Origin of the sequence: Sphingopyxis sp. (genome assembly GCF_016793825.1) — a bacterium.
Lineage (GTDB): Bacteria > Pseudomonadota > Alphaproteobacteria > Sphingomonadales > Sphingomonadaceae > Sphingopyxis.
Map to the genome: position 1 here is coordinate 464191 of NZ_JAEULM010000044.1, position 20385 is coordinate 484575.

At 63.5% G+C, this 20385-nt stretch carries 20 protein-coding genes and 1 tRNA gene; 11 read left to right on the forward strand and 10 right to left on the reverse strand.

Annotated features, from left to right (window positions below):
- The 8 genes from mrdA (at position 1) to JNM03_RS15185 (ending at position 7086) form a co-directional block, all read left to right on the forward strand.
- A complete protein-coding gene (gene mrdA, locus JNM03_RS15150) occupies positions 1 to 1908 on the forward strand; it encodes a penicillin-binding protein 2 (RefSeq protein ID WP_294037793.1) in 1908 nt (635 codons plus the stop codon).
- Positions 1905 to 3011 (forward strand): rod shape-determining protein RodA, encoded by a 1107-nt coding sequence (gene rodA / locus JNM03_RS15155; protein WP_294037794.1) that lies wholly within the window; start codon positions 1905 to 1907, stop codon positions 3009 to 3011. Before mrdA ends, rodA begins: the two co-directional genes overlap by 4 nt.
- A gap of 113 nt (positions 3012 to 3124) precedes the next feature.
- Positions 3125 to 3200: transfer RNA gene (locus JNM03_RS15160), tRNA-Lys, on the forward strand.
- 372 nt (positions 3201 to 3572) lie between these two features.
- Positions 3573 to 4115, forward strand: a complete 543-nt coding sequence (locus tag JNM03_RS15165) for a helix-turn-helix transcriptional regulator (RefSeq protein ID WP_294037795.1) — start codon at positions 3573 to 3575, stop codon at positions 4113 to 4115.
- 236 nt (positions 4116 to 4351) lie between these two features.
- On the forward strand, positions 4352 to 4840 hold the full coding sequence (locus JNM03_RS15170; protein WP_294037796.1) for a hypothetical protein: 489 nt from the start codon (positions 4352 to 4354) through the stop codon (positions 4838 to 4840).
- Entirely contained in the window at positions 4780 to 5364 is a 585-nt protein-coding gene (locus tag JNM03_RS15175; protein WP_294037798.1) for a JAB domain-containing protein, read from the forward strand. Before JNM03_RS15170 ends, JNM03_RS15175 begins: the two co-directional genes overlap by 61 nt.
- Positions 5364 to 5822 carry a winged helix DNA-binding protein gene (locus tag JNM03_RS15180; RefSeq protein ID WP_294037799.1) on the forward strand — a complete coding sequence of 153 codons (459 nt, stop codon included), beginning with the start codon at positions 5364 to 5366 and terminating at the stop codon, positions 5820 to 5822. The genes JNM03_RS15175 and JNM03_RS15180 overlap by 1 nt, the downstream gene beginning before the upstream one ends.
- A 109-nt stretch (positions 5823 to 5931) precedes the next feature.
- On the forward strand, positions 5932 to 7086 hold the full coding sequence (locus JNM03_RS15185; protein WP_294037801.1) for an acyl-CoA dehydrogenase family protein: 1155 nt from the start codon (positions 5932 to 5934) through the stop codon (positions 7084 to 7086).
- Between the two features lie 21 nt (positions 7087 to 7107).
- Here JNM03_RS15185 and JNM03_RS15190 read toward each other — a convergent pair whose 3' ends face one another.
- The 9 genes from JNM03_RS15190 to cyoA form a co-directional block, all read right to left on the reverse strand.
- Positions 7108 to 8352 (reverse strand): acyl-CoA dehydrogenase family protein, encoded by a 1245-nt coding sequence (locus JNM03_RS15190; RefSeq protein WP_294037802.1) that lies wholly within the window; start codon positions 8350 to 8352, stop codon positions 7108 to 7110.
- 97 nt (positions 8353 to 8449) lie between these two features.
- Positions 8450 to 9361, reverse strand: a complete 912-nt coding sequence (locus JNM03_RS15195; protein WP_294037803.1) for a LysR family transcriptional regulator — start codon at positions 9359 to 9361, stop codon at positions 8450 to 8452.
- On the reverse strand, positions 9358 to 9891 hold the full coding sequence (locus tag JNM03_RS15200) for a response regulator transcription factor (RefSeq protein ID WP_294037804.1): 534 nt from the start codon (positions 9889 to 9891) through the stop codon (positions 9358 to 9360). The genes JNM03_RS15195 and JNM03_RS15200 overlap by 4 nt, the downstream gene beginning before the upstream one ends.
- A complete protein-coding gene (locus JNM03_RS15205) occupies positions 9888 to 11189 on the reverse strand; it encodes an ATP-binding protein (RefSeq protein ID WP_294037806.1) in 1302 nt (433 codons plus the stop codon). The genes JNM03_RS15200 and JNM03_RS15205 overlap by 4 nt, the downstream gene beginning before the upstream one ends.
- Positions 11189 to 11890, reverse strand: coding sequence for an SURF1 family protein (locus JNM03_RS15210; RefSeq protein WP_294037808.1), 702 nt, complete (start codon positions 11888 to 11890; stop codon positions 11189 to 11191). Before JNM03_RS15210 ends, JNM03_RS15205 begins: the two co-directional genes overlap by 1 nt.
- The gene (cyoD, locus tag JNM03_RS15215) at positions 11887 to 12264 is read right to left on the reverse strand and encodes a cytochrome o ubiquinol oxidase subunit IV (protein ID WP_294037810.1); all 378 of its coding nucleotides are present in this window, start codon (positions 12262 to 12264) and stop codon (positions 11887 to 11889) included. Before cyoD ends, JNM03_RS15210 begins: the two co-directional genes overlap by 4 nt.
- A complete protein-coding gene (gene cyoC, locus JNM03_RS15220; protein ID WP_294037812.1) occupies positions 12261 to 12887 on the reverse strand; it encodes a cytochrome o ubiquinol oxidase subunit III in 627 nt (208 codons plus the stop codon). The genes cyoD and cyoC overlap by 4 nt, the downstream gene beginning before the upstream one ends.
- 4 nt (positions 12888 to 12891) lie before the next feature.
- Positions 12892 to 14898 (reverse strand): cytochrome o ubiquinol oxidase subunit I, encoded by a 2007-nt coding sequence (gene cyoB / locus JNM03_RS15225; protein ID WP_294037814.1) that lies wholly within the window; start codon positions 14896 to 14898, stop codon positions 12892 to 12894.
- Positions 14899 to 14917: 19 nt separating this feature from the next.
- Positions 14918 to 16099, reverse strand: a complete 1182-nt coding sequence (gene cyoA, locus JNM03_RS15230) for a ubiquinol oxidase subunit II (RefSeq protein WP_294037815.1) — start codon at positions 16097 to 16099, stop codon at positions 14918 to 14920.
- Positions 16100 to 16270: 171 nt separating this feature from the next.
- Here cyoA and JNM03_RS15235 point away from each other — a divergent pair, with 171 nt between their 5' ends.
- The 3 genes from JNM03_RS15235 (at position 16271) to JNM03_RS15245 (ending at position 19650) form a co-directional block, all read left to right on the forward strand.
- Positions 16271 to 17593: an MFS transporter gene (locus JNM03_RS15235; protein ID WP_294037817.1), complete on the forward strand. Its 1323-nt coding sequence runs from the start codon at positions 16271 to 16273 to the stop codon at positions 17591 to 17593.
- Positions 17586 to 18119 (forward strand): molybdenum cofactor guanylyltransferase, encoded by a 534-nt coding sequence (locus tag JNM03_RS15240; protein WP_294037819.1) that lies wholly within the window; start codon positions 17586 to 17588, stop codon positions 18117 to 18119. Before JNM03_RS15235 ends, JNM03_RS15240 begins: the two co-directional genes overlap by 8 nt.
- Before the next feature lie 76 nt (positions 18120 to 18195).
- Entirely contained in the window at positions 18196 to 19650 is a 1455-nt protein-coding gene (locus tag JNM03_RS15245; RefSeq protein ID WP_294037821.1) for an ATP-binding protein, read from the forward strand.
- A gap of 3 nt (positions 19651 to 19653) precedes the next feature.
- Here JNM03_RS15245 and JNM03_RS15250 read toward each other — a convergent pair whose 3' ends face one another.
- Entirely contained in the window at positions 19654 to 20226 is a 573-nt protein-coding gene (locus JNM03_RS15250; protein WP_294037823.1) for a TMEM165/GDT1 family protein, read from the reverse strand.
- Positions 20227 to 20385: the final 159 nt, after the last annotated feature.

Below are 20385 nucleotides of genomic sequence, written 5' to 3' on the forward strand. Positions count from 1 at the left end.
ATGTTCGGTAAGAAAAGCCCCCCCATTACCGAAGCCTGGCGAGGCTTCACCTTCACCCGCCGCGCACTCGTCGTCGGCGGGGCGCAGGCGGCGGTCGGCGTCGCCCTCGCGGCGCGGATGACCTATATCTCGGTCATCGACAACGAACGCTATGTCCTTGAATCGGAGAGCAACCGGGTCAATCTGACCCTTGTTCCCCCACGCCGCGGCTGGATCGTCGACCGACACGGCAAGGCGCTTGCCAACAATCGCGTATCGCTGCGCGTCGACATCATTCCCGATCGCCTGCACAATAAGGATCTGGTGCTCGGGCAGTTGAGGACGCTGCTGCGGCTCGACAATGACGCGATGGACCGCATCGAACGCGACCTCAAGGCCGCATCGGGCTTTCAACCGGTCGCGGTCGCCGAGGACATGACCGAGCAGGAATATAGCTCGATCCTCGTCCACCTGCCCGAACTTCCCGGCATCGCGCCACAACGCGGCTTCGCGCGCAATTACCCGACCGGCGCTGCGGTCGGCCACCTCATCGGCTATGTCGGCGCTCCGACCGCAGAGGAATATGAGAAGGTAAAGGACCCGCTCTACATCACCCCCGGCTACAAGACCGGCAAGGACGGGCTGGAGAAATATTTTCAGGAGATGCTGCGCGGCAAGCCTGGCGCCAAGCGCGTCGAGGTCACCGCGCGCGGCAAGGTGGTGCGTGAACTTTCGACCCAGCCCGATACGCAAGGCAAGACGGTCCATCTGACGATCGATGCCGACCTCCAGGAGTTCGTCGCCCGCCGCATGGGTCCAGAATCCGGCGCAGCGGTCGTCATCGATACGCTGACCGGCGACATCCTTGCCTTTGTTTCGATGCCGAGTTTCGATCCGAACAGCTTTTCCGACGGCATCAGCAATTCGGAATATAGCTGGCTGCGCGCGGACGATCACCAGCCGCTGATCAACAAGGCCACGCGCGGCCTTTACCCCCCGGGATCGACGCTGAAGCCGATGGCGGCCATCGCGGCGATCGATCATGGCATCGACCCCAGCGAACGCCACACGTGCATCGGCGGCTATCGGCTCGGGAGCCGCTTCTTCCGCTGCCTCGGTACCCATGGCAGCGTCGACATGCCCACCGCAATCATGAAAAGCTGCAACAGCTATTTCTATTGGGTCGCGCACCGGCTGGGGTATGATGCCATCGCGCCGACCGCACGACTGACCGGCCTGGGCGAGGAGTTCCAGCTTGCCGGCAGCAACCAGCGCTTTGGCACCGTTCCCGACAGCGCGTGGAAGATGCGCAAATACGACCAGCCATGGTCAGCCTCGGATTCGCTGAATGCGGTGATCGGTCAGGGGTATGTCAGCGTGAATCCGCTGCAGCTCGCGGTCATGGCATCGCGCATCGCATCGGGTCGCAAGCTCTATCCGCGCCTCGTCAACCGGCATTTCAAGAGCGATCCCCTTCCCTTTTCCGCCGACGCGCTCGCAACCGCACGGCATGGCATGGATCTGGTCGTCAACGGACCGGGGGGCACCGCCGGGCGCAGCCGCCTGCCGCTCGACGGCATCGCAATGGCGGGCAAGACCGGTACCGCGCAGGTCAGGGGTCTCAATACCGGCAACGGCAAAGGCGGGACATGGCGGTTCCGCGACCACGGTCTGTTCGTGTGCTTCTGCCCGGTGGACAACCCGCGCTACGCCGCTTCGGTCATCATTGAGCACGGCATGGGCGGCAGCCGCGCCGCCGCTCCGGTCGCCAAGGACATCTTTACGTTCATCTACGACCGCGAAAAGGGCATGGAAGCGCTCGAAACCTTCGAGGCCGGCTGGGGCGGCACCATCAAGGAGCGCATGGACCGCAGCTATGCCGCATGGAAGGCCGGCATCGCGGCGCCCGATCCGGGGCTGGCGCAATGATCCCCGTTCCACCCGCCATTCAGCGCTTCCCCTGGAAGCTCATCGCGGTGCTGAGCGCCATCACCGGGTTCGGCCTGCTCGTGCTCTATTCGGCCGCGGGCGGCAACTGGTCGCCCTGGGCATGGCAACAGGGCGTGCGCTTTCTCGTGTTCCTCAGCGTCGCGCTGGTGATCGGGCGCTTTCCGATCCGGATCTTCGAGGATTTTGCCTATCTCGGCTATCTGGGTGTCCTGTTTTTGCTGATCGCGGTCGAATTGCTCGGTTTCGTCGGTGGCGGCAGCCAGCGGTGGCTCAACCTCGGCTTCATGAACCTTCAGCCGTCGGAGTTGATGAAGGTCGCCATCGTCATCGCTCTGGCGCGCTTCTACACCCAGCTTCCACCGGGAAATACCCGCACATTCACGGCATTGTGGCCAGCGCTGGCGGCGATCGGAACCCCGGCGGCGCTCGTGATGCTGCAACCCGACCTTGGCACCGCGCTCGCGATCTGCATTGGCGGCGTCGTCGTGATGTTCGTTGCCGGCCTGCCCTTCTGGTGGTTCGGTAGTGCCGCCGCCGCCGGGCTCGCCGCGCTGCCGATCCTCTTCTCGATGCTGCACGACTATCAGCAGAAGCGCGTCCTGATCTTCCTCGACCCCGAAAGCGACCCCTTGGGCGCCGGCTACCACATCAGTCAGTCGAAGATCGCGATCGGTTCAGGCGGAATCGGCGGCAAGGGGTTCCTGAACGGCTCGCAAAGCCATCTCGACTATCTGCCCGAGGGGCATACGGACTTCATCTTCGCTACCATGGCAGAAGAATGGGGATTGATCGGCGGGTTGGGGCTGCTCTTTGCCTTCTTCCTGCTGCTTCGCTGGTCGACGCGCGTCGCGATCAAGGCGCGCACGCGCTTCGGCCAGCTCACCGCCGCCGGGCTGACGATGACGATCTTTTTCTACATCGCGATCAATCTGTCGATGGTGATGGGAATGGCGCCCGTGGTCGGCATTCCGCTGCCGCTGTTTTCCTATGGTGGTTCGTCGATGCTGACGATCATGACCTGCGTCGGCATCATCCTGGCGATCGAGAACGACAGCAAAACCGGCACCCGCCGCTTTCACTGACAAAAAACTTGCGCCTGCCCATTGCCATCCCTGCAACACCATGATAGCGGGCCGCTCTCTTCACGAGACAGGGCACCACCCTCCCCTCGCAAAGAGTGCCGCAAACCGGCAGTGGACGCATAGCTCAGTTGGTAGAGCAGCTGACTCTTAATCAGCGGGTCCTAGGTTCGAGCCCTAGTGCGTCCACCATTTCATACCCGCTACAACAGATATTTGTTCGGGCACGAGCGATCCTGCATGCTGCCCATGAGCGCCTGATCTTGTCTTGCGGCGCGCTCCCCTCGCAAGTCATGGCGAGTGGTGACGGGATATAGGCGTGAGTGTCGAATATCCGTTCGCTTCGACTGCGATGCCAGATCACGCCCGATGGAAACCAGCCTTAGGCACTGCGGACAATGTCACCCGAAGAGAGCAAACAAAAGCGTCATTAAAGGGTCGCAGTCCCGTCGATCGGAGCGCGCCCCGCAAACTGCCGGATACATGCCGGTTTATTGAAGCTCTACTCATCATTTTCCGGATTTCCTCTTGTTTATCCTCTCCGAAACATGATTAGTGGGTTCGATGACGACGATGGAGCCAGGTGCTGGATTTTCTTCCCTGACCGACAAGCAGGCGGCGGTGCTCGATCTGCTGGCCGATGGCCGCACCTCAAAGGAGATTGCGACCGTTCTCGACCTCTCCGAATCCGCTGTCAATCGCCGTATCGAACTGTTGCGCACCCGCTTCGGCGGCATCACCCGGCTTGAGCTTGCCCGTCGTTATCGCGACTGGACCGTGACCGAAACCTCGCCGGAAACGGGCCTTGCGGGGGGTGTAGAAAGTGACAGGCAAAGTCTCCCTCTCGCCGCAATGGCCGTCAACGATCAGAAGCTGATCGAGGACGGCCAGAGTTCCGGGCTGGTATTCAGGGACTCGCTTGCGATTTCGGTCGATCAGTCTTGGAATCCCGCGACCGAACCGAAGGTTGTCCCCAGGGTGCTCGACGGCGAAGATGCCGTGCTGACCCGTGCTGCTGTCATCGCGATCATCCTTGTCGGGATCCTCGCGAGTCTTGTCCTCGGCCTCGCCGCCGCCGGATCGCTCACGGAAACGCTCGGACGCTAACCGCCCCTGCTCGACTGCAATGAGCCGGCGACGAGCGCCGGCTGCGGGGAAAAACGATGATAGCCGCTGTTTCAGCTTCGAATATCCGCGACCTGATTGATCCCGCCGACCCGGACAATGTCGGACACCCCCTGACGGCGACACGCCATCTTTCGTCAGGCATGGCGGCGCGGAATTTGCCGTCGCGCCGTACCTGACGCCGCCGCGACGCGAAGCGACCTTTCGACATGGGTTGGATGTGGATTTTCAGTACCGTCACGACGCTGCTGCTGGTCGCAGCGGCGCTTCGTTGGGGCGCCGGTCCGGAGCGCATCTGCGTCGCTGTCATCATCGCCACGAACGTCGGCGACCATATCTATCACTTCGTGGTCGCGCGCGACGCGATCTACACCTCGGTCGATATCGGTCACCTTGTTCCCGACCTGTTTGCCGCCGCCATCTTCACCGGCGTCGCGCTGCGGGCGAACCGGGTTTACCCTCTATGGATTTCCGCATTCCAATTCGTCTCCGTCATTTCTCATTTCGTCCGCGAAGTCGACGGACATATGGGGATTCTGGCGTATGCGATGATGAACTACATGCCCGCCAACTTCATCCTGCTGATCATGGCGGGGGGAATATGGGCACACGCGAGGCGCGAAAGGCGTTACGGGCCGTACCGGCAGTGGCGGACCTCATCGAACCCTTTGCCGGGGACGTCGCCGAAATCGCCGCCGACCGGTTGATCCGTCATTTCGGTACGCTCGCCCACGCACTCGCCGCCACGCCCGAACAACTGGCCAGCGCCCTCGAAGGCAATCGCCGTCTTGCGGTATCGATTGTCGCGGCGCGAACATTGTTCGAAGCCGGGCTGCGCGAGCGCGTATCGCGAGAGCCCGTGTCGGTCAGCAATCCCGCCTTCCGGAAATATCTGCGCTTCCTCATCGCCGGGTCGGCCACCGAGCGCCTGCACGCGACCTTTCTCGCGCGCGACTGCGGCTATATCGCCGACGAACAAATCGCCGACGGCACCACGGGCGAGGTCCAGGCCAATTTGCGCCGACTGCTTGGCCGCGCCTTCGATCTTGGCGCGCACGGAATCATCCTTGCGCACAACCACCCGTCGCAATCGGCCGAACCAAGCGTCGACGACATCGCACTGACGCGGACGATCGCACAGCTCACCAAATCCGTCGGCATCCAACTTCTCGATCACCTGATCGTCGGCGGCAAGGACATCGTCAGCATGAGGCAAAGGGGACTGATATAATGGGTCAACAGACATCCCAGCAGATGGACACGACACTGGACGCGCCACCGCGCACCGCCAATGCGCCTCCACTGCAGTCCGGAGGTGAAATCGATGAAAGCCGGCTCGCGGCGGTAGCGCAGGCGGAATATGCCGGGCGGCGGCGGCGCGACGGATTATTCCCTTCGGGTATCTTCGCCGAACCGGCGTGGGATATGTTGCTGGATCTTTACATCCAGGAGCATCTGAAGCGCCCGGTGAGCATCCACAGCCTGTGCATCGCGGCGGCCGTTCCCCCAACCACGGCGCTGCGCTGGATCGGCAGGCTGGTCGATTGCGGCCTGATGACGCGCGAGCCATCGCAGCGTGACAATCGGGTCGTCCATGTCGCGCTGACGGCCACCGGGCGCAGCGAAATGGTGCAATATCTGCGTAGCCGGCTTGCGTCGAATGACGCCGGGCAAACGCGGGGAGGCTGACGCCGCCCTCACAGGCTCCATCGGTCGGTGCTGGATTGCCGCTTGCCGCGTCGCACAGCACCGCTAAGGGCAATGGCATATTGCCGTTGCACGACAGGACAGGAGCCATATGCCCGAGCCATCGCACCCGGAAATCCGCGAGTCCGTCCGCCGCCTTTGCGCCGAATTTCCCGGACCCTATTGGCAGGATCTCGATCGCAGCCGTACTTATCCGACCGCGTTCGTGCGCACCCTCACCGAAGCGGGCTTTCTTTCGGTCCTGGTCCCCGAAGAATATGGCGGCGCAGGTCTCGGCCTTTCGGCGGCAACCGCAATCCTAGAGGAAATTCACCGATCGGGCTGCAACGGCGGTGCCTGCCACGCGCAGATGTACACGATGGGCACGATCCTGAAGCATGGATCGGCCGACCAGAAGCAGCGCTACCTTCCCAGCATCGCCAGCGGCGCGCTTCGCCTCCAGGCTTTTGGAGTTACCGAACCCACCAGCGGCACCGACACGACCCGGCTCAAGACCTTCGCGCGCCGCGACGGCGACGATTATGTCGTGAACGGCCAGAAAATCTGGATCAGCCGTGCGGAACACAGCGACTTGATGGTCCTGCTCGTCCGCACCACGCCGCGCGAGGATGTCGCCAAATCGTCGGATGGCATGAGTGTATTGCTGGTCGATATGCGCAACGCGGTCGGCAACGGGCTGACCATCCGTCCCATTCGCACGATGCTCAATCATGCGACGACCGAACTGTTCTTCGATGATCTTCGCGTTCCGGCAGCCAACCTGATCGGCGAAGAGGGCAAGGGATTCAAATATATCCTCGACGGCATGAACGCCGAACGCATCCTGATCGCGAGCGAATGCATCGGCGACGGGCGCTTTTTCATCGACCGTGCCGCCGCTTATGCCTCCAGCCGCGAGGTGTTCGGGCGCCCGATCGGTGAGAATCAGGGCATTCAGTTCCCTATCGCGCGTGCGCACGTCCAAATCTCCGCGGCGGCGGCGATGGTCGATCAGGCGGCCGCGATGTTCGAAGCGGGGGAGCCCTGCGGGACCGAAGCGAACATGTCGAAGATGCTCGCGTCCGAAGCGAGCTGGTATGCCGCCGACATGTGTGTCCAGACGCACGGCGGCTTCGGCTTTGCCGAAGAATATGACATCGAGCGCAAGTTTCGCGAGACGCGGCTCTATCAGGTCGCGCCGATCAGCACGAACCTGATATTGAGCCACGTCGCGACGCACGTTCTGAAGCTCCCGAAGAGCTTCTGACGCGCGCTTCGGCGGCGCCGATCAGTGCCGCGACAACTCGTCGCGGCCGACGACCATGTAGTGGACTTCGTCAGGACCGTCGGCGAAGCGCAGGTGACGCACGTCGGCATAGAGTTCGGCGAGCGGGGTCCAGTGCGAGATGCCAGTCGCGCCGTGGATCTGGATCGCCTGATCGATGATCTGGCAGACCTTTTCGGGGATCATCGCCTTTGCCATGCTGACCCACACGCGCGCCTCACGGTTGCCGAGCAGGTCCATCGCCTTTGCGGCCTTCAGCACGATCAGGCGCATCGCCTCGATATCGCAGCGCGCGCGTGCGATGACTTCCAGATTCTTGCCGAGTTGCGACAGCGGCTTGCCGAAGGCGACACGTGAGTTGCCGCGCTTGACCATCAGGTCCAGCGCGACCTCGGCCTTGCCGATCGTGCGCATGCAGTGATGGATGCGGCCCGGCCCGAGGCGCAGCTGCGAAATTTCGAAGCCCCTGCCCTCGCCGAGCAGGATATTCTCGCGCGGAACGCGGACATTATCGAAGCGCATGTGCATATGACCTTGCGGCGCGTGATCGGCGCCGAAGACGCGCATCGGCCCGAGCACCTTCACGCCGGGCGTGTCCATCGGCACGAGTATCTGGGAATGCTGGCCCTTGCGCGACGCTTCGGGGTTGGTCTTGAGCATACAGATCAGGATTTTGCAGCGCGGATCGCCGGCCCCGCTGATGAAATATTTCTCGCCATTGATGACCCACTCATCGCCTTCAAGACGCGCGCTCGTCTCCAGATTGCTTGCGTCCGACGACGCGACGCCAGGTTCGGTCATGACATAGGCCGAACGGATTTCGCCATTGAGCAACGGCTTTAGCCAGCGCTCCTTCTGTTCGGGCGTGCCGACCATTTCGAGCACTTCCATATTGCCGGTGTCGGGCGCCGAGCAGTTCAGCGATTCGGACGCCAGCGGCGATTTGCCGAGTTCGGCGGCGATATAGGCATAGTCGAGATTGCTGAGCGGGGTGCCGGTGTCGCCGTGCGGCAGGAAGAAATTCCAGAGACCCGCAGCCTTCGCCTTGTTCTTGGCGCCTTCGAGAAGTTCGAGCTGGCCCGGCGCCCAGCTCCAGCGGTCCGCGCGGTTCTCGCCCAGCCGGAAGAACTCCTCGGTGATCGGTTCGACATTCTCGGCAATGTGGCGCTTCACGGCATCGAAGAGCGGCTGCGCTTCCTTCGACATGCGCAGGTCGTTGAGCTCGGCCTGAAGTTCGATTTCGGTCATGGACTATATCTCCGCTGAAAGTTGCGGCGATGCTAGCGTCGCTCTATCATCGAAGAAAATGATAGGGTCGAATATCTGATATTCAGAATTCGAATGACTATGTCGCCGTCAGTTCATCGACGATGATCGTCCTCAGCCAGGCGAGACCGGGGTCGGCTGTCGCGGCCTGGTGCCAGTAAAGATAGCTTCCCCCCTGCTCTACCGGCAGCGGCAAGTCGAGAAGCTGCATCGGCCACATCGCATGGAGTACCCCGGCATGCGAACGCGGTAACGAAAAGAGCATGTCCGATGCAGCGATGATCTGCCACGCGGTAATCGCGTGCTGGCAGCGTACCGCGACGCGGCGGCCGAGGCCCATACGCTCCAGAGCCATATCCTCGATCCCCGGGCCGTGCGGACGTGCAGTCGCGACGACGTGATCGAGCGCCAGATAGGTATCGAGATCGATGGCGCCGTCCACGCGCGGATGCCCCCGGCGCGCGACCACGACGAGAGGTTCGGTGCCGAGATAATGGCGGCTGAGGCGGTCGTCCGCAGGCAAACCCACGTCGAGCGCCAGATCGAGATCGCCGTTCGCGAGCGCCATCACGAGATCGCGGCGCCGGAAGGTCACGCTGGCGAGCGCGACATGCGGCGCTTCGCTCCGGACGCGCCCGACAAGCGACGAAAAGCGCGGCATCTCGCCGGAGAGCCGGACGCCGATGCGGAACTCGCGCGTCGATTGCGCCGGATCGAAGGATGCCGCCGCATCGAGCGCAGCGTCGAGCCCGCGCAGAGCCTCGCGCACCGGCCCGGCGATCGCACGCGCCGCCGGCGTCGGCACCAGCTTGTTGCCCTGCCGCACGAAAAGCGGGTCGTCGAACGCATCGCGCAGCTTTGCCAGCGCATGGCTGATCGCCGGCTGCGACAGGTTCAGATGTCGCGCGGCCGCCGACACACCGCCCTTCGCGTGAATGGCGTCGAACACCTGCAACAGGTTGAGATCGAAGCGCGCCAGTCGCCGCATCATTTCACCTGCCGTTTCTCGAGCTTCCGCGCCAGCGTGCGGCGGTGCATGCCCAGCCGCCGCGCGGCCTCCGAAATATTGAAATTCGCTTCGACCAGCGTCTGGTGGATATGCTCCCACTCCACGGTCTTGATCGACGAGGGCCGCGCGTCGAGCGGGGTGTCGACGTTGCCCTCGGCGCGGTCGAACGCGGCTTCGATATCGTCGGTATTCGACGGCTTTGCGAGATAATAGGATGCGCCCAGCTTGATCGCCTCGACAGCGGTCGCGATGCTCGCAAAACCGGTCAGCACGACAATTCGCATCGCGGAATCGGCCGCGCGCAACATGCGCACACACGTCAATCCCGATGCGTTGCCCAACTTCAAGTCGACGACCGCATAGGCGGGCCGCCAATCCGCCAGCAGCGCCTCTGCTTCATCGGGGCTTGCCGCGACCCGTACCGCATATCCCCGCCGTTCGAATGAGCGCCGCAAGGTTCGCGCAAAGATGTCGTCATCCTCGACGATCAGCAACTGGCGCTGTTCGCTCATACCCGCCCTCCGTCCGCGGACACCGCGGCCAGCGGCAACATGATACGAACCACGGCTCCCCCGGTATCGCGGTTCTCGGCGCTCGCCCAACCGCCCAGTTTGCGCAGCACATTGACGAGCAGGAACAGTCCCAGTCCGCCCCCCGGTCGACCTTTCGTCGAACGATAGGGCTGGCCGAACCCCTCTAGCATGGTCGGGCCGAACCCGGGACCGCGATCGGCAACCTCGATCACGGCCGTGTCGCCATCCCGCGATGCGGCGAGCCCTATCCATTCGGGAGACACTTCAGCGGCATTGTCGATCACGTTGCCGATCACCTGACGCAGCGCCGGGTCGGAAACGATCGCGACGTCCGCGCCGAACCGGTCGTTGAATTCGAAGGTTCCTGCGAAGCGGCCTGCATAATCTCGGATGATCGAATTGAGAAACCCCCGCATCGTCGTCATTTCGGGGGCGATACCGCGCGCTTCACCCGCCGACATCAATATTCCGCTGACGATCGTCTTGCAGCGCCGGACCGCTGCGTCCATTTCGGCGAGATCGTCCTGAAGCTCCGGCGCCCCGGCGGGGCCCTGCGCGCCCTTCCAGTCGCCGATCAGCACCGACAATGTCGACAAGGGTGTGCCCAATTCATGCGCAGCGCCAGACGCGAGAAGTCCCATACGCACAATATGGTCCTCCTCGGCCGCGCGCTGGCGACTGGCGGCGAGCGCGGCGTCGCGATCGCGCAAATTGCGGCTGATCCGCGTCACGAACGCGACGAGCAACACGGCGATCAGCAGGAAACAGACAAGGCTGCCCTTGAGATAGAGCGCCATGGGATCGGCGGCGTAGGGCGGCGGCAGGACGAGCGGCGTCGGATCGATCGCGAGGACGCCGATCGCGACAATCGCCGCAGCGACGATCGCCCATGACGAAGCCGGCGCCAGCAGGATCGCGCCGATCACCACCTGCAGCAGGAAGAGCGACGCGAACGGGTTCGCCAGCCCACCGCTGTGATAGAGTTGCCAGCCCAGCGCAGCGACGTCGAACAGCAACGCCGCCGTCAATTCGGCATTGGTCACGGCGCGGCCTCGTCGCAGCAATTCGAGGCTTGCGAAGTTGATCGCGATCAGCACCGCGACGGCGGCGATCAACGGCGCCAGCGGCAGGCGAATGCCCATCAGGTCCAATACCACGGCGATCGTCAGGAGCTGCCCACCAACGGCGAGCCAGCGCAACTGGATCAGCAACGCCATGTTGCGCCGACCGGCATGCGCCTCGGCAGGGACGGTCGGCAGGGTCGTCGGACGGATCATCAATCCCGCATATGCCAGAGCCGTCCCACGAAAAACAGGCAGAGCGCACAAAGCGTAAACCAGGTGAGCGCATAGATCATGTGATTGTCGGGAAAGCGCACCACGGTCAGCCCGCCGACCGGATACCCGCCAGGATTGGGTGCGGCGTCGGCATCGATGAAGTAAGGCGCGGTACGGCGCAGTCCGCGCGCCTTGGCTATGGCGGCAACATCGCGCGAGTACCACCGCCCCGCCGCCGGGTCGTTCACGCGCAGAAACGCTCCCCCCGGTTCGGACACGCGCAGCAGTCCGGTCACCTTCGTCAGGCCGGCGGCATTGCCCGGACGGCGCGTTGCCGGGCTGCGCTTGTCCCCCGGAACGAATCCGCGATTGACGATCACGGTAAAATCCGGCGTCTCAAATGGCGTCAGGACCCAATAGCCCGCGCCGCGATCGGTTACTGCCTGCACGAAGGTTTCGCGATCGTGCCGGAAACGTCCGGTCGCGCCGACCCGGCGGTAGGCATCGTTCGCAGCCGTGATCCGCGGCCATAACGCGGGGCCCGGCGCCGCGACCGGCACGGCATGGATGCGCGCATCGACCGCCGCGATCAGGTCATGCTTCCACGCCCGCCGTTCGAGCTGCCAGACGCCGAGCGCCGCCAGGCAGGCCGCTGCGACAAGCGCCGCGGCGGCAAAAGCCGCGCGGCGGGCGCGCTTCACGGCAACTGGCTCGTGTCGTGCATCGGCGGCATCATGTTGGTGTTGAGGTGATGCATCACCCAGAGCGACCCCGCGAGCATGATGACGACGACGATCACGGTGAAGAGCAGCGAAGTCAGCGACCAGCCGCCTTCTGCCTTTGGCGTCATGTGGAGAAAGAAGACCATGTGGACGACGATCTGGACCATCGCGAGGATCATGATGATCGTAGCGGTCGCAGCCGCGCCGAGCGGACGCTCCATCACCAGCCAAAAGGGTATCGCGGTCAGGATCACCGAAAGGACGAAGCCGATGGCGTAGTCGCGCATCGATGCGTGCGGCATCTCGATCTCGTGATGCCCGTGGGCCGCGTGATCGCTGGGATCGGCGCTCATCTTAGCACTCCCATCAGATAGACAATCGTGAACACGCCGATCCAGACGACGTCGAGGAAGTGCCAGAACATCGAAAGACACATGACGCGGCGTCGGTTCGCGGCCCCCAGCCCATGCTTGCCTAGCTGAACCATCAACGTCACCAGCCAGATGATGCCAAAGGTGACGTGCAGTCCGTGCGTACCCACAAGCGTGAAGAAGGCCGACAGGAAAGCACTGCGCTGGGGCGTCGCGCCGATCTCGATCAGATGGTGGAATTCATACAGTTCGATCCCGAGGAACGCGAGGCCGAACAGCCCGGTGACGGCGAGCCATATCTGCGTGCCTTTCACCCTTCCCCGCTGCATCTGAAGAACCGCGAAGCCATAGGTGATCGAAGAGAAGAGCAGCATCGCGGTGTTGAGCGCGATCAGCTTCAGGTCGAACAGATCCTTGGGCGCCGGTCCGGCAGCATAATTGCCGCCCAGAACCGCATAGCAGGCAAAGAGGATCGCAAAGATGAGGCAGTCGCTCATCAGGTATATCCAGAAGCCCAGCATCGTGCTGTGCCCTTCGGGATGCGGGTGTTCGTCGAGGTTATAGAACTCGACGGATTGGTCGGCGGCGATCGTCCTGGCAGTCATCGGATCAGGCTCCCGCGGCAAGTTGACGGGTCCGCGCATCCTCGACCGCGGCCACGGTCGCCGCCGGGATGTCGAAATCGCGCTTGTAGTTGAAGCTGTGATAGATAGCGCCGACGATCGTCGCGGCAAAGCTGACCGCCGCGAGCCACCATATGTGCCAGACGAGTGCGAACCCCAACACCAGGCTGAATCCGGCAAGGATGATCCCCGCGCCGGTGTTGCTGGGCATGTGGATGTCGCGGAAGCCCCCGACCGGACGCCGGTGCCCGCGCCGCTTCATGTCGTGCCACGCATCGAGGTCGTGGATCACCGGCGTGAAAGCGAAGTTATAATCGGGTGGCGGCGAACTGGTCGCCCATTCCAATGTGCGGCCGCCCCACGGATCGCCGCTTTCGTCTGCCAGTTCCTTGCGCCGCCAGATGCTGACGCCGAACTGGATCAGCATCGCCGCGATGCCCACCGCTATCACGGCTGCGCCGATCGCGGCGATCACGAACCATATCTGGAGGCTCGGGTCGTCAAACACCCGCATCCGTCGCGTCACGCCCATCAGGCCGAGGATATAGAGCGGCATGAAGGCGAGCCAGAAGCCGACCACCCAGCACCAGAAGCTGATCTTGCCCCAGAAGACATCGAGCTTGAAGCCGAACGCTTTCGGCCACCAATAGTTGATCGCCGCGAACAGGCCGAACAGCACGCCGCCGATGATCACATTGTGGAAATGCGCGATCAGGAACAACGAATTGTGCAGCACGAAATCAGCGGGCGGCACTGCGAGCAGGACGCCGGTCATGCCGCCTACGACGAAGGTCAGCATGAAGGCGATCGTCCACATCATCGGCAGTTCGAAGCGGATGCGGCCGCGGTACATGGTGAACAGCCAGTTGAAGAGCTTTGCCCCGGTCGGGATCGAGATGACCATCGTAGTGATGCCGAAGAAGCTGTTGACGCTCGCCCCCGATCCCATGGTGAAGAAATGGTGCAGCCACACGATGTACGACAATATCGTGATGCAAACGGTCGCATAGACCATCGACGTATAGCCGAAGAGCTTCTTTCCCGAGAAAGTGGATGTGACTTCGGAATAGACTCCGAACAGCGGCAGCACGAGGATGTAGACCTCCGGATGCCCCCAGATCCAGATCAGGTTCACATACATCATCGGCGATCCGCCGAGGTCGTTGGTGAAGAAGTTGGTGCCGACATAGCGGTCGAGCGTGAGCAGCGCGAGGGTCGCGGTCAGGATGGGAAAGCTCGCCACGATCAGGATGTTCGAGCAGAGGCTGGTCCAGGTGAAGACAGGCATCTTCATCAGCCCCATGCCCGGCGCGCGCAGCTTCAGGATCGTCACGATCAGGTTGATCCCCGACAACGTCGTCCCGACACCGGCTATCTGGAGGCCCCAGATATAATAATCGACGCCGACGTTGGGGCTGTAGGCGATCCCCGACAAGGGCGGATAGGCGAGCCAGCCGGTCTGTGCATATTCGCCAACGAACAGCGAGATCATCGTCAGCACCGCGCCCGACGTCGTCATCCAGAAGCTGAAATTATTGAGGAAAGGAAAGCTGACGTCGCGCGCGCCGATCTGGAGCGGAACGATGTAATTCATCAAACCGGTGATGAACGGCATCGCGACGAAGAAGATCATGATCACGCCGTGTGCGGTGAAGACCTGGTCATAATGGTGCGCAGGCAGATATCCCTCCGATCCGCCGAACGCCATCGCCTGTTGCAGGCGCATCATGATCGCGTCGGCAAAGCCGCGCAGGAACATGACGAGGCCGAGGATCATGTACATGATCCCGATACGCTTATGATCGACGGTCGTGAACCATTCGGTCCACAGATAGCCCCAAAGGCGATAGCGCGTGATCAGGGCCAGCACGACCAGACCGCCAACCGCGACGCCAAGGAAGGTAAAGATCAGGATCGGTTCGTGGAGCGGCAGGGCATTCAACGACAGCTTGCCGAGGAAAGGACCAGCTTCGGGTGCAGGATGCGGGGTCATGGCGGTCTCTGGCTCGCGTTCAGGACATCGGACGGGGCGAAGGGCTGGACAGTGCCGTACGCTCTGCCGCCTTGTTCGGATGCGGCAGCCCCTCGCCCTTCAGCGGCGCCGGGTTGACGGGCGTTGCATCGGGGCGGTCGGCCGACACCATCGCGGCGCTGCACAGGGCAGCGACATACCGAATGCTCCATCCGACAGAGCCGGGATGTCCGCGACCCGCATATTTGTCATAGGTGACGTTGCGGACATTGCCGATGCCCGCGACGCCGGCGCCGCCCTTGGCGTCGATCGCCATCATGTCGTGCATGCACATCTTGCCGGGTTCGACGCACATGTTGACGACGGCGTCAAAGAGTTGCGGATCGACGGCGGCGAAGCGACGCACCGGCTCCTTCTCGCTCGGCTTTTCCAGCTTGAGATAAGTCCTACGATCGAGCTCGCCCTGCGGCGAGGCCTTGGCGGCCGCGATCCATTGGTCGAACTCGCTCATGGGAAGGCTCTTCACCTTGAAGCGCATGTTCGAGAAACCCGCGCCCGAGTAATTGGCCGAAAAGCCGTCGAAATTCCCGGTCCGATCGAACACGCCATGAAGCTTTGTTTCCATGCCCGGCATTGCGTAGATCTGGCCCGCAAGCGCCGGAATATAAAAGCTGTTCATCACCGACGAGGAAGAAATGCGGAAGCGAATGGGGCGATTCACCGGCAACGCGAGTTCGTTCACCGTCGCAACCCCCTGTTCGGGATAGATGAACAGCCATTTCCAGTCGAGCGCGACGACCTGAACGTCGAGCGGCTTGACGTCCGCGGCGATCGCCTGCCCCGGCCCCGTGCGCGCCAGCGGCCGATAGGGGTCGAGCAGATGCGTGGCGACCCAGGTGACCGCGCCCAGGCAGATGATGATGAGCAGCGGCGCCGACCAGATCACGAGTTCGAGCTGGGTCGAATGATCCCAGTCGGGTTTGTAGGTCGCGTCCTTGTTCGCCGCGCGATAGCGCCAGGCAAAGAAAATCGTCAGCGCCATCACCGGAAGGATGACGAGCAGCATCAGCACGGTCGAAATGACGATCAGGTCGCCCTGCTGGCGCGCGACGTCACCCGCCGGATCGAGCACGACCAGATCGCAGCCGGCAAGTAGCGGCAGCGTGCCGAGCACCGGCAACCACCGGAGTCGGGTCCATGAAGGGGAGAGCTTCGTTGGCATGGTGCGCGCCTAGGCCTCCTTGATTTCAGTTCACATAGGACATTTTGTCCAATCCACTCGCCGCCGCCAATCGCGCAGGGGCGATTTCATAAAGGGCGCGTTTGCCCTATGATCGACTCGTGCCGCGCCCTTCTCCGCTTCCGGGGGCGCGTCCGCTGCAGGACCTGTACCATGTCTGCCGAAACCGCCACGACCGAAGCCGAACGCGATGCCCGCGCATTGCACGACGACGGCCACCCCATTGCGCCGGCCGAAATCGCGATCGGGGTCATCATAGGGCGGACGTCGGAGTTTTTCGACTTTTTCGTTTATGCGATCGCATCGGTGCTGGTTTTCCCGAAGCTGGTGTTCCCCTATCTCGACCCGCTGACCGGAACGCTCTGGTCTTTTGCGATATTCGCGCTCGCCTTTGCCGCGCGCCCGGTCGGCACGATGATCTTCTCGTCGCTCGACCGAGTCTATGGTCGCGGTGCGAAGCTGACCGTCGCGCTCTTCCTGCTCGGCGGATCGACCGCCGCAATCGCATTTGTGCCCAGCTATGAGTCGGCCGGAATCGGTGCCGCCTTGCTGCTGGCGCTGTTCCGCATGGGTCAGGGCGTGGCGCTTGGCGGGTCGTGGGACGGGCTGGCGTCCCTGCTCGCCATCAATGCACCGGAAGGAAAGCGCGGCTGGTACGCGATGATTCCCCAACTTGGCGCTCCGCTCGGCCTGATCGTCGCCAGTCTGCTGTTCATGTTTCTGATCGCGGCGCTGCCGGCCGAAGATTTCCTCGACTGGGGCTGGCGCTATCCCTTCTTCGTCGCGTTCGCGATCAACGTCGTCGCGCTCTTTGCGCGCCTGCGCATCGTCGTCACGCCCGAATATGCCCGCTTGTTCGAGGATCGCGATCTCGAACCCGCCCGGCTGACCGAGACGCTGCGGTCCGAATGGCGCGTCATCATCATGGGCGCCTTCGCCCCGCTCGCCAGCTTTGCGATGTTCCACATGGTGACGGTGTTTCCGCTATCGTGGGTGTTCCTCTTTACCGAGGAAACCCCGGTGCGTTTCCTGATGATCGAGGCGGTCGCGGCGATGGTCGGCGTCCTTGCCATCATTGCGTCGGGCTATCTTGCCGACCGGGTCGGACGCCGCACGCTGCTTGCGGCAACGGCCGCCGCGATCGCCGCCTTCAGCGGTTTCGCGCCGCAGTTGCTCGCCGCCGGCGAAACCGGCGAAGCGGTGTTCATGATCCTCGGCTTCCTGATCCTCGGCCTGTCCTTCGGCCAGTCATCGGGCGCGCTGTCATCGAACTTTTCGCCGCGCCATCGCTACACCGGGTCGGCGCTCACCACCGATCTTGCCTGGCTGTTCGGGGCAGGCTTCGCGCCGATGGTCGCGCTCTGGCTATCGAGCGAATTCGGACTCCTCGCAGCGGGGGCCTATCTGTTGTCGGGAGCCGTTTGCACGCTCGTCGCACTGTGGCTGAACCGCGAACTGGCGCGAACGATTGACTGATACCGCGAAGAGGATCGCTGGCGTTGTGCTGGCCGGCGGCCGCTCGTCGCGCTTCGGCAGCGACAAGGCCGAGGCCGTGTTTCGCGGGCGCAAGCTGATCGACTGGTCGATCGCCGCTCTGAACCCGCATTGCGACATGATCCTCGTGTCCGGACGCGACCATTCCGCCTGTCGGCGCGTCTCCGACCGACCCGAAAATGGGCTCGGCCCGCTCGGCGGACTGGCGGGTGCGATGCAGGCAGCAGGGGCCGCCGGCTTTACCCACGTCCTGTCGCTCCCCTGCGACACCCCCGACGTACCGGAGGCGCTGCTCGAAGACCTCTGCCGATCGAACGGCGCCTATGCCGCCGCCTCGCCGGTGATCGGGCTGTGGCCAACGGTCGATGGCGAACGGCTGGAGGCGTGGCTGGCCGAGGGGCGGCCCAAGGCCGTGCGTGCCTGGGCCGAAGCAAACGGTTATGTGGCGGTTGCCTCCGGCCCGATCCTGAACATCAACCGCATCGCCGACATGCCGGACCGTCAATAGGCGGTCGGGGGAATTTATCGGCCACCCGGGCATAGCCGGTTGCCCCGAATCATGCGCACCGATAGGTGCGGAAGCCGTGAACAGCAGCATCGAAATTGGAACCGACGACCGGGGCGCAGCCGTTCACGTCAATGTGCAGGAACTCCTCGCGACGCGCCTGCTCGTCCAGGGTAATTCGGGATCGGGAAAATCCCACCTGCTTCGCCGACTCCTCGAAGAAAGCGCCGGCCTCGTCCAGCAGATCGTGATCGACCCCGAGGGCGATTTCGTCACGCTCGCCGACCGATACAGCCACATCGTGGTCAACGCCGGCGACTATAGCGAGCGCGAGATCGCGGCGGTCGCCGCGCGCATTCGCGAACATCGGGCGTCGGTGATCGTCGCGCTCGATACGCTCGACATCGAGGCGCAGATGGGGTGTGCCGCGATCTTTCTGAACGCGCTGTTCGATGCCCCGCGCGAGCACTGGTTTCCCGCCCTCGTCGTGGTTGACGAAGCGCAGATGTTCGCCCCGAGTGCGTCGGGAGAGGTGTCCGATACCGTTCGCCGTGCGTCGTTGGCGGCGATGACGAACCTGATGTGCCGCGGGCGCAAGCGCGGCCTCGCGGGCGCGATCGCGACGCAGCGGCTGGCCAAGCTCGCGAAGAATGTCGCCGCGGAAGCAAGCAATTTCCTGATGGGCCGCACCTTTCTCGACATCGACATGGCACGCGCGGCCGACCTGCTCGGCATGGAACGACGGCAGGCCGAAGCGATCCGCGACCTTGAGCGCGGGCATTTTCTGGGGCTCGGTCCCGCGATCTCGCGGCGTCCGGTCGCGGTGAAGATCGGATCGACCGAAACCGCGACGCGCGCGGGAACGCACAGCCTGCTCCCCCTTCCCAGCGCCGAACCGCAGGACATGCGCACGATGCTCTTCGCCGAGTTGGAGACGCAGGCGCCGCCCGCGCCGTCCCCGCCCTCGAAGCCCGTGGCGGCCGACGATCTCATCCGCCAGTTCGCCGAACGCGAGCTGGACGAGGATATTGCCGCAGGCGAGCCGCCGCAGGCGGTTGACGCGCACGATACCGAGCCGGTGATCATAACCGCGCTGGCAGAGATGCTCGCCGACCCCGATTGCGCCTTTCACCCCGAATCCTTTCTCTATCAGGACTTCTCGGTGCGCTGCCGGATGCAGCGGCTGGCCAAGGTTCCGCTCGATCTGGCGCAATTTCGCAGGCGCTTCGCACTTGCCAAAGGCGGCGTCTTCGACCCCGCCGACGAAAAATGGCGCGAGCTTCTCGATGCCGCAAGCCGACTGCCCGACGACATGCTGGCGCCCTTCGTCGCGATCGCCCGCGCGGCCATCGAGGGCGCAGCCTGCCCCGACGACGACGCGCTCGGCCGCGCCTATGGCACCCGGTCGCCGGGCCGTATCCGCCGCCTTGTCGAATATATGGAAAAGCAGGGCGCCATCGTCGTGCGGTCGGACTTCGGCGGCAGGCGATCGATCGGCATCCCCGAACTCGGGCTCAGCACCGAAGCCGAGTGAGACCTATCCGAGGAGCCCGGCCACCTGCGCCAGCACCCAGAGGCCGATCACCAGAAACAGCGCCGCCGCAACCATCCGCACTTTCTTGAGGTCGACGCGCTTCAACAGCTCGTTCCCAAGGAAAATCGCCGGAACGTTGGCGATCATCATGCCCAGCGTCGTCCCAGTCGTGACCGCCAGCACATTGTGATATTGCGCGCCGAGCGCAATCGTGGCGACCTGGGTCTTGTCGCCCATCTCGACCAGAAAGAAGGCGACCAGCGTGGTCAGGAATGCGCCGAAGCGCGGCTTCGGCGCTTCGTCATCCTCGAACTTGTCGGGAATCAGCGTCCACGCCGCCATCGCCACGAACGACAGTCCGATCGCATAGCGGAACACGGGGCTGTCGAGGAACGCCGCAGCAGACGCACCGAGCAGCGCGGCCAGCGCATGATTGGCAAGCGTCGCGAACAATATGCCGAGGATGATCGGTACGGGTCGGTTGAAGCGCGTGGCGAGCAGGATAGCAAGCAACTGAGTCTTGTCGCCGATCTCGGCAAGCGCCACGACGGCGGTCGAAGTCAGGATGGCTTCCATGGGATCTGGTACTCCGGGGCCGGGCGGCAGGCAATTCCAACGGACATCGTACCCTGCCGCCCGGCCCGGACAGAAGGTTCGATGCCATTGGTCTCGCCCAAACGGTCTCCCGTTTCCACCGCACCACGGCCTCTCGACCGAGTATGTTGACGCGATGGC

Coding starts and splice junctions, on each gene's coding strand:
- rodA (WP_294037794.1), top strand. CDS start 1,905: ATGATCCCCGTTCCACCCGCCATTCAGCGCTTCCCCTGGAAGCTCATC.
- JNM03_RS15165 (WP_294037795.1), top strand. CDS start 3,573: ATGACGACGATGGAGCCAGGTGCTGGATTTTCTTCCCTGACCGACAAG.
- JNM03_RS15190 (WP_294037802.1), bottom strand. CDS start 8,352: ATGACCGAAATCGAACTTCAGGCCGAGCTCAACGACCTGCGCATGTCG.
- JNM03_RS15195 (WP_294037803.1), bottom strand. CDS start 9,361: ATGATGCGGCGACTGGCGCGCTTCGATCTCAACCTGTTGCAGGTGTTC.
- mrdA (WP_294037793.1), top strand. CDS start 1: ATGTTCGGTAAGAAAAGCCCCCCCATTACCGAAGCCTGGCGAGGCTTC.
- JNM03_RS15235 (WP_294037817.1), top strand. CDS start 16,271: ATGTCTGCCGAAACCGCCACGACCGAAGCCGAACGCGATGCCCGCGCA.
- JNM03_RS15205 (WP_294037806.1), bottom strand. CDS start 11,189: ATGATCCGTCCGACGACCCTGCCGACCGTCCCTGCCGAGGCGCATGCC.
- cyoA (WP_294037815.1), bottom strand. CDS start 16,099: ATGCCAACGAAGCTCTCCCCTTCATGGACCCGACTCCGGTGGTTGCCG.
- JNM03_RS15250 (WP_294037823.1), bottom strand. CDS start 20,226: ATGGAAGCCATCCTGACTTCGACCGCCGTCGTGGCGCTTGCCGAGATC.
- JNM03_RS15180 (WP_294037799.1), top strand. CDS start 5,364: ATGGGTCAACAGACATCCCAGCAGATGGACACGACACTGGACGCGCCA.
- JNM03_RS15170 (WP_294037796.1), top strand. CDS start 4,352: ATGTGGATTTTCAGTACCGTCACGACGCTGCTGCTGGTCGCAGCGGCG.
- JNM03_RS15185 (WP_294037801.1), top strand. CDS start 5,932: ATGCCCGAGCCATCGCACCCGGAAATCCGCGAGTCCGTCCGCCGCCTT.
- cyoD (WP_294037810.1), bottom strand. CDS start 12,264: ATGAGCGCCGATCCCAGCGATCACGCGGCCCACGGGCATCACGAGATC.
- JNM03_RS15200 (WP_294037804.1), bottom strand. CDS start 9,891: ATGAGCGAACAGCGCCAGTTGCTGATCGTCGAGGATGACGACATCTTT.
- cyoC (WP_294037812.1), bottom strand. CDS start 12,887: ATGACTGCCAGGACGATCGCCGCCGACCAATCCGTCGAGTTCTATAAC.
- cyoB (WP_294037814.1), bottom strand. CDS start 14,898: ATGACCCCGCATCCTGCACCCGAAGCTGGTCCTTTCCTCGGCAAGCTG.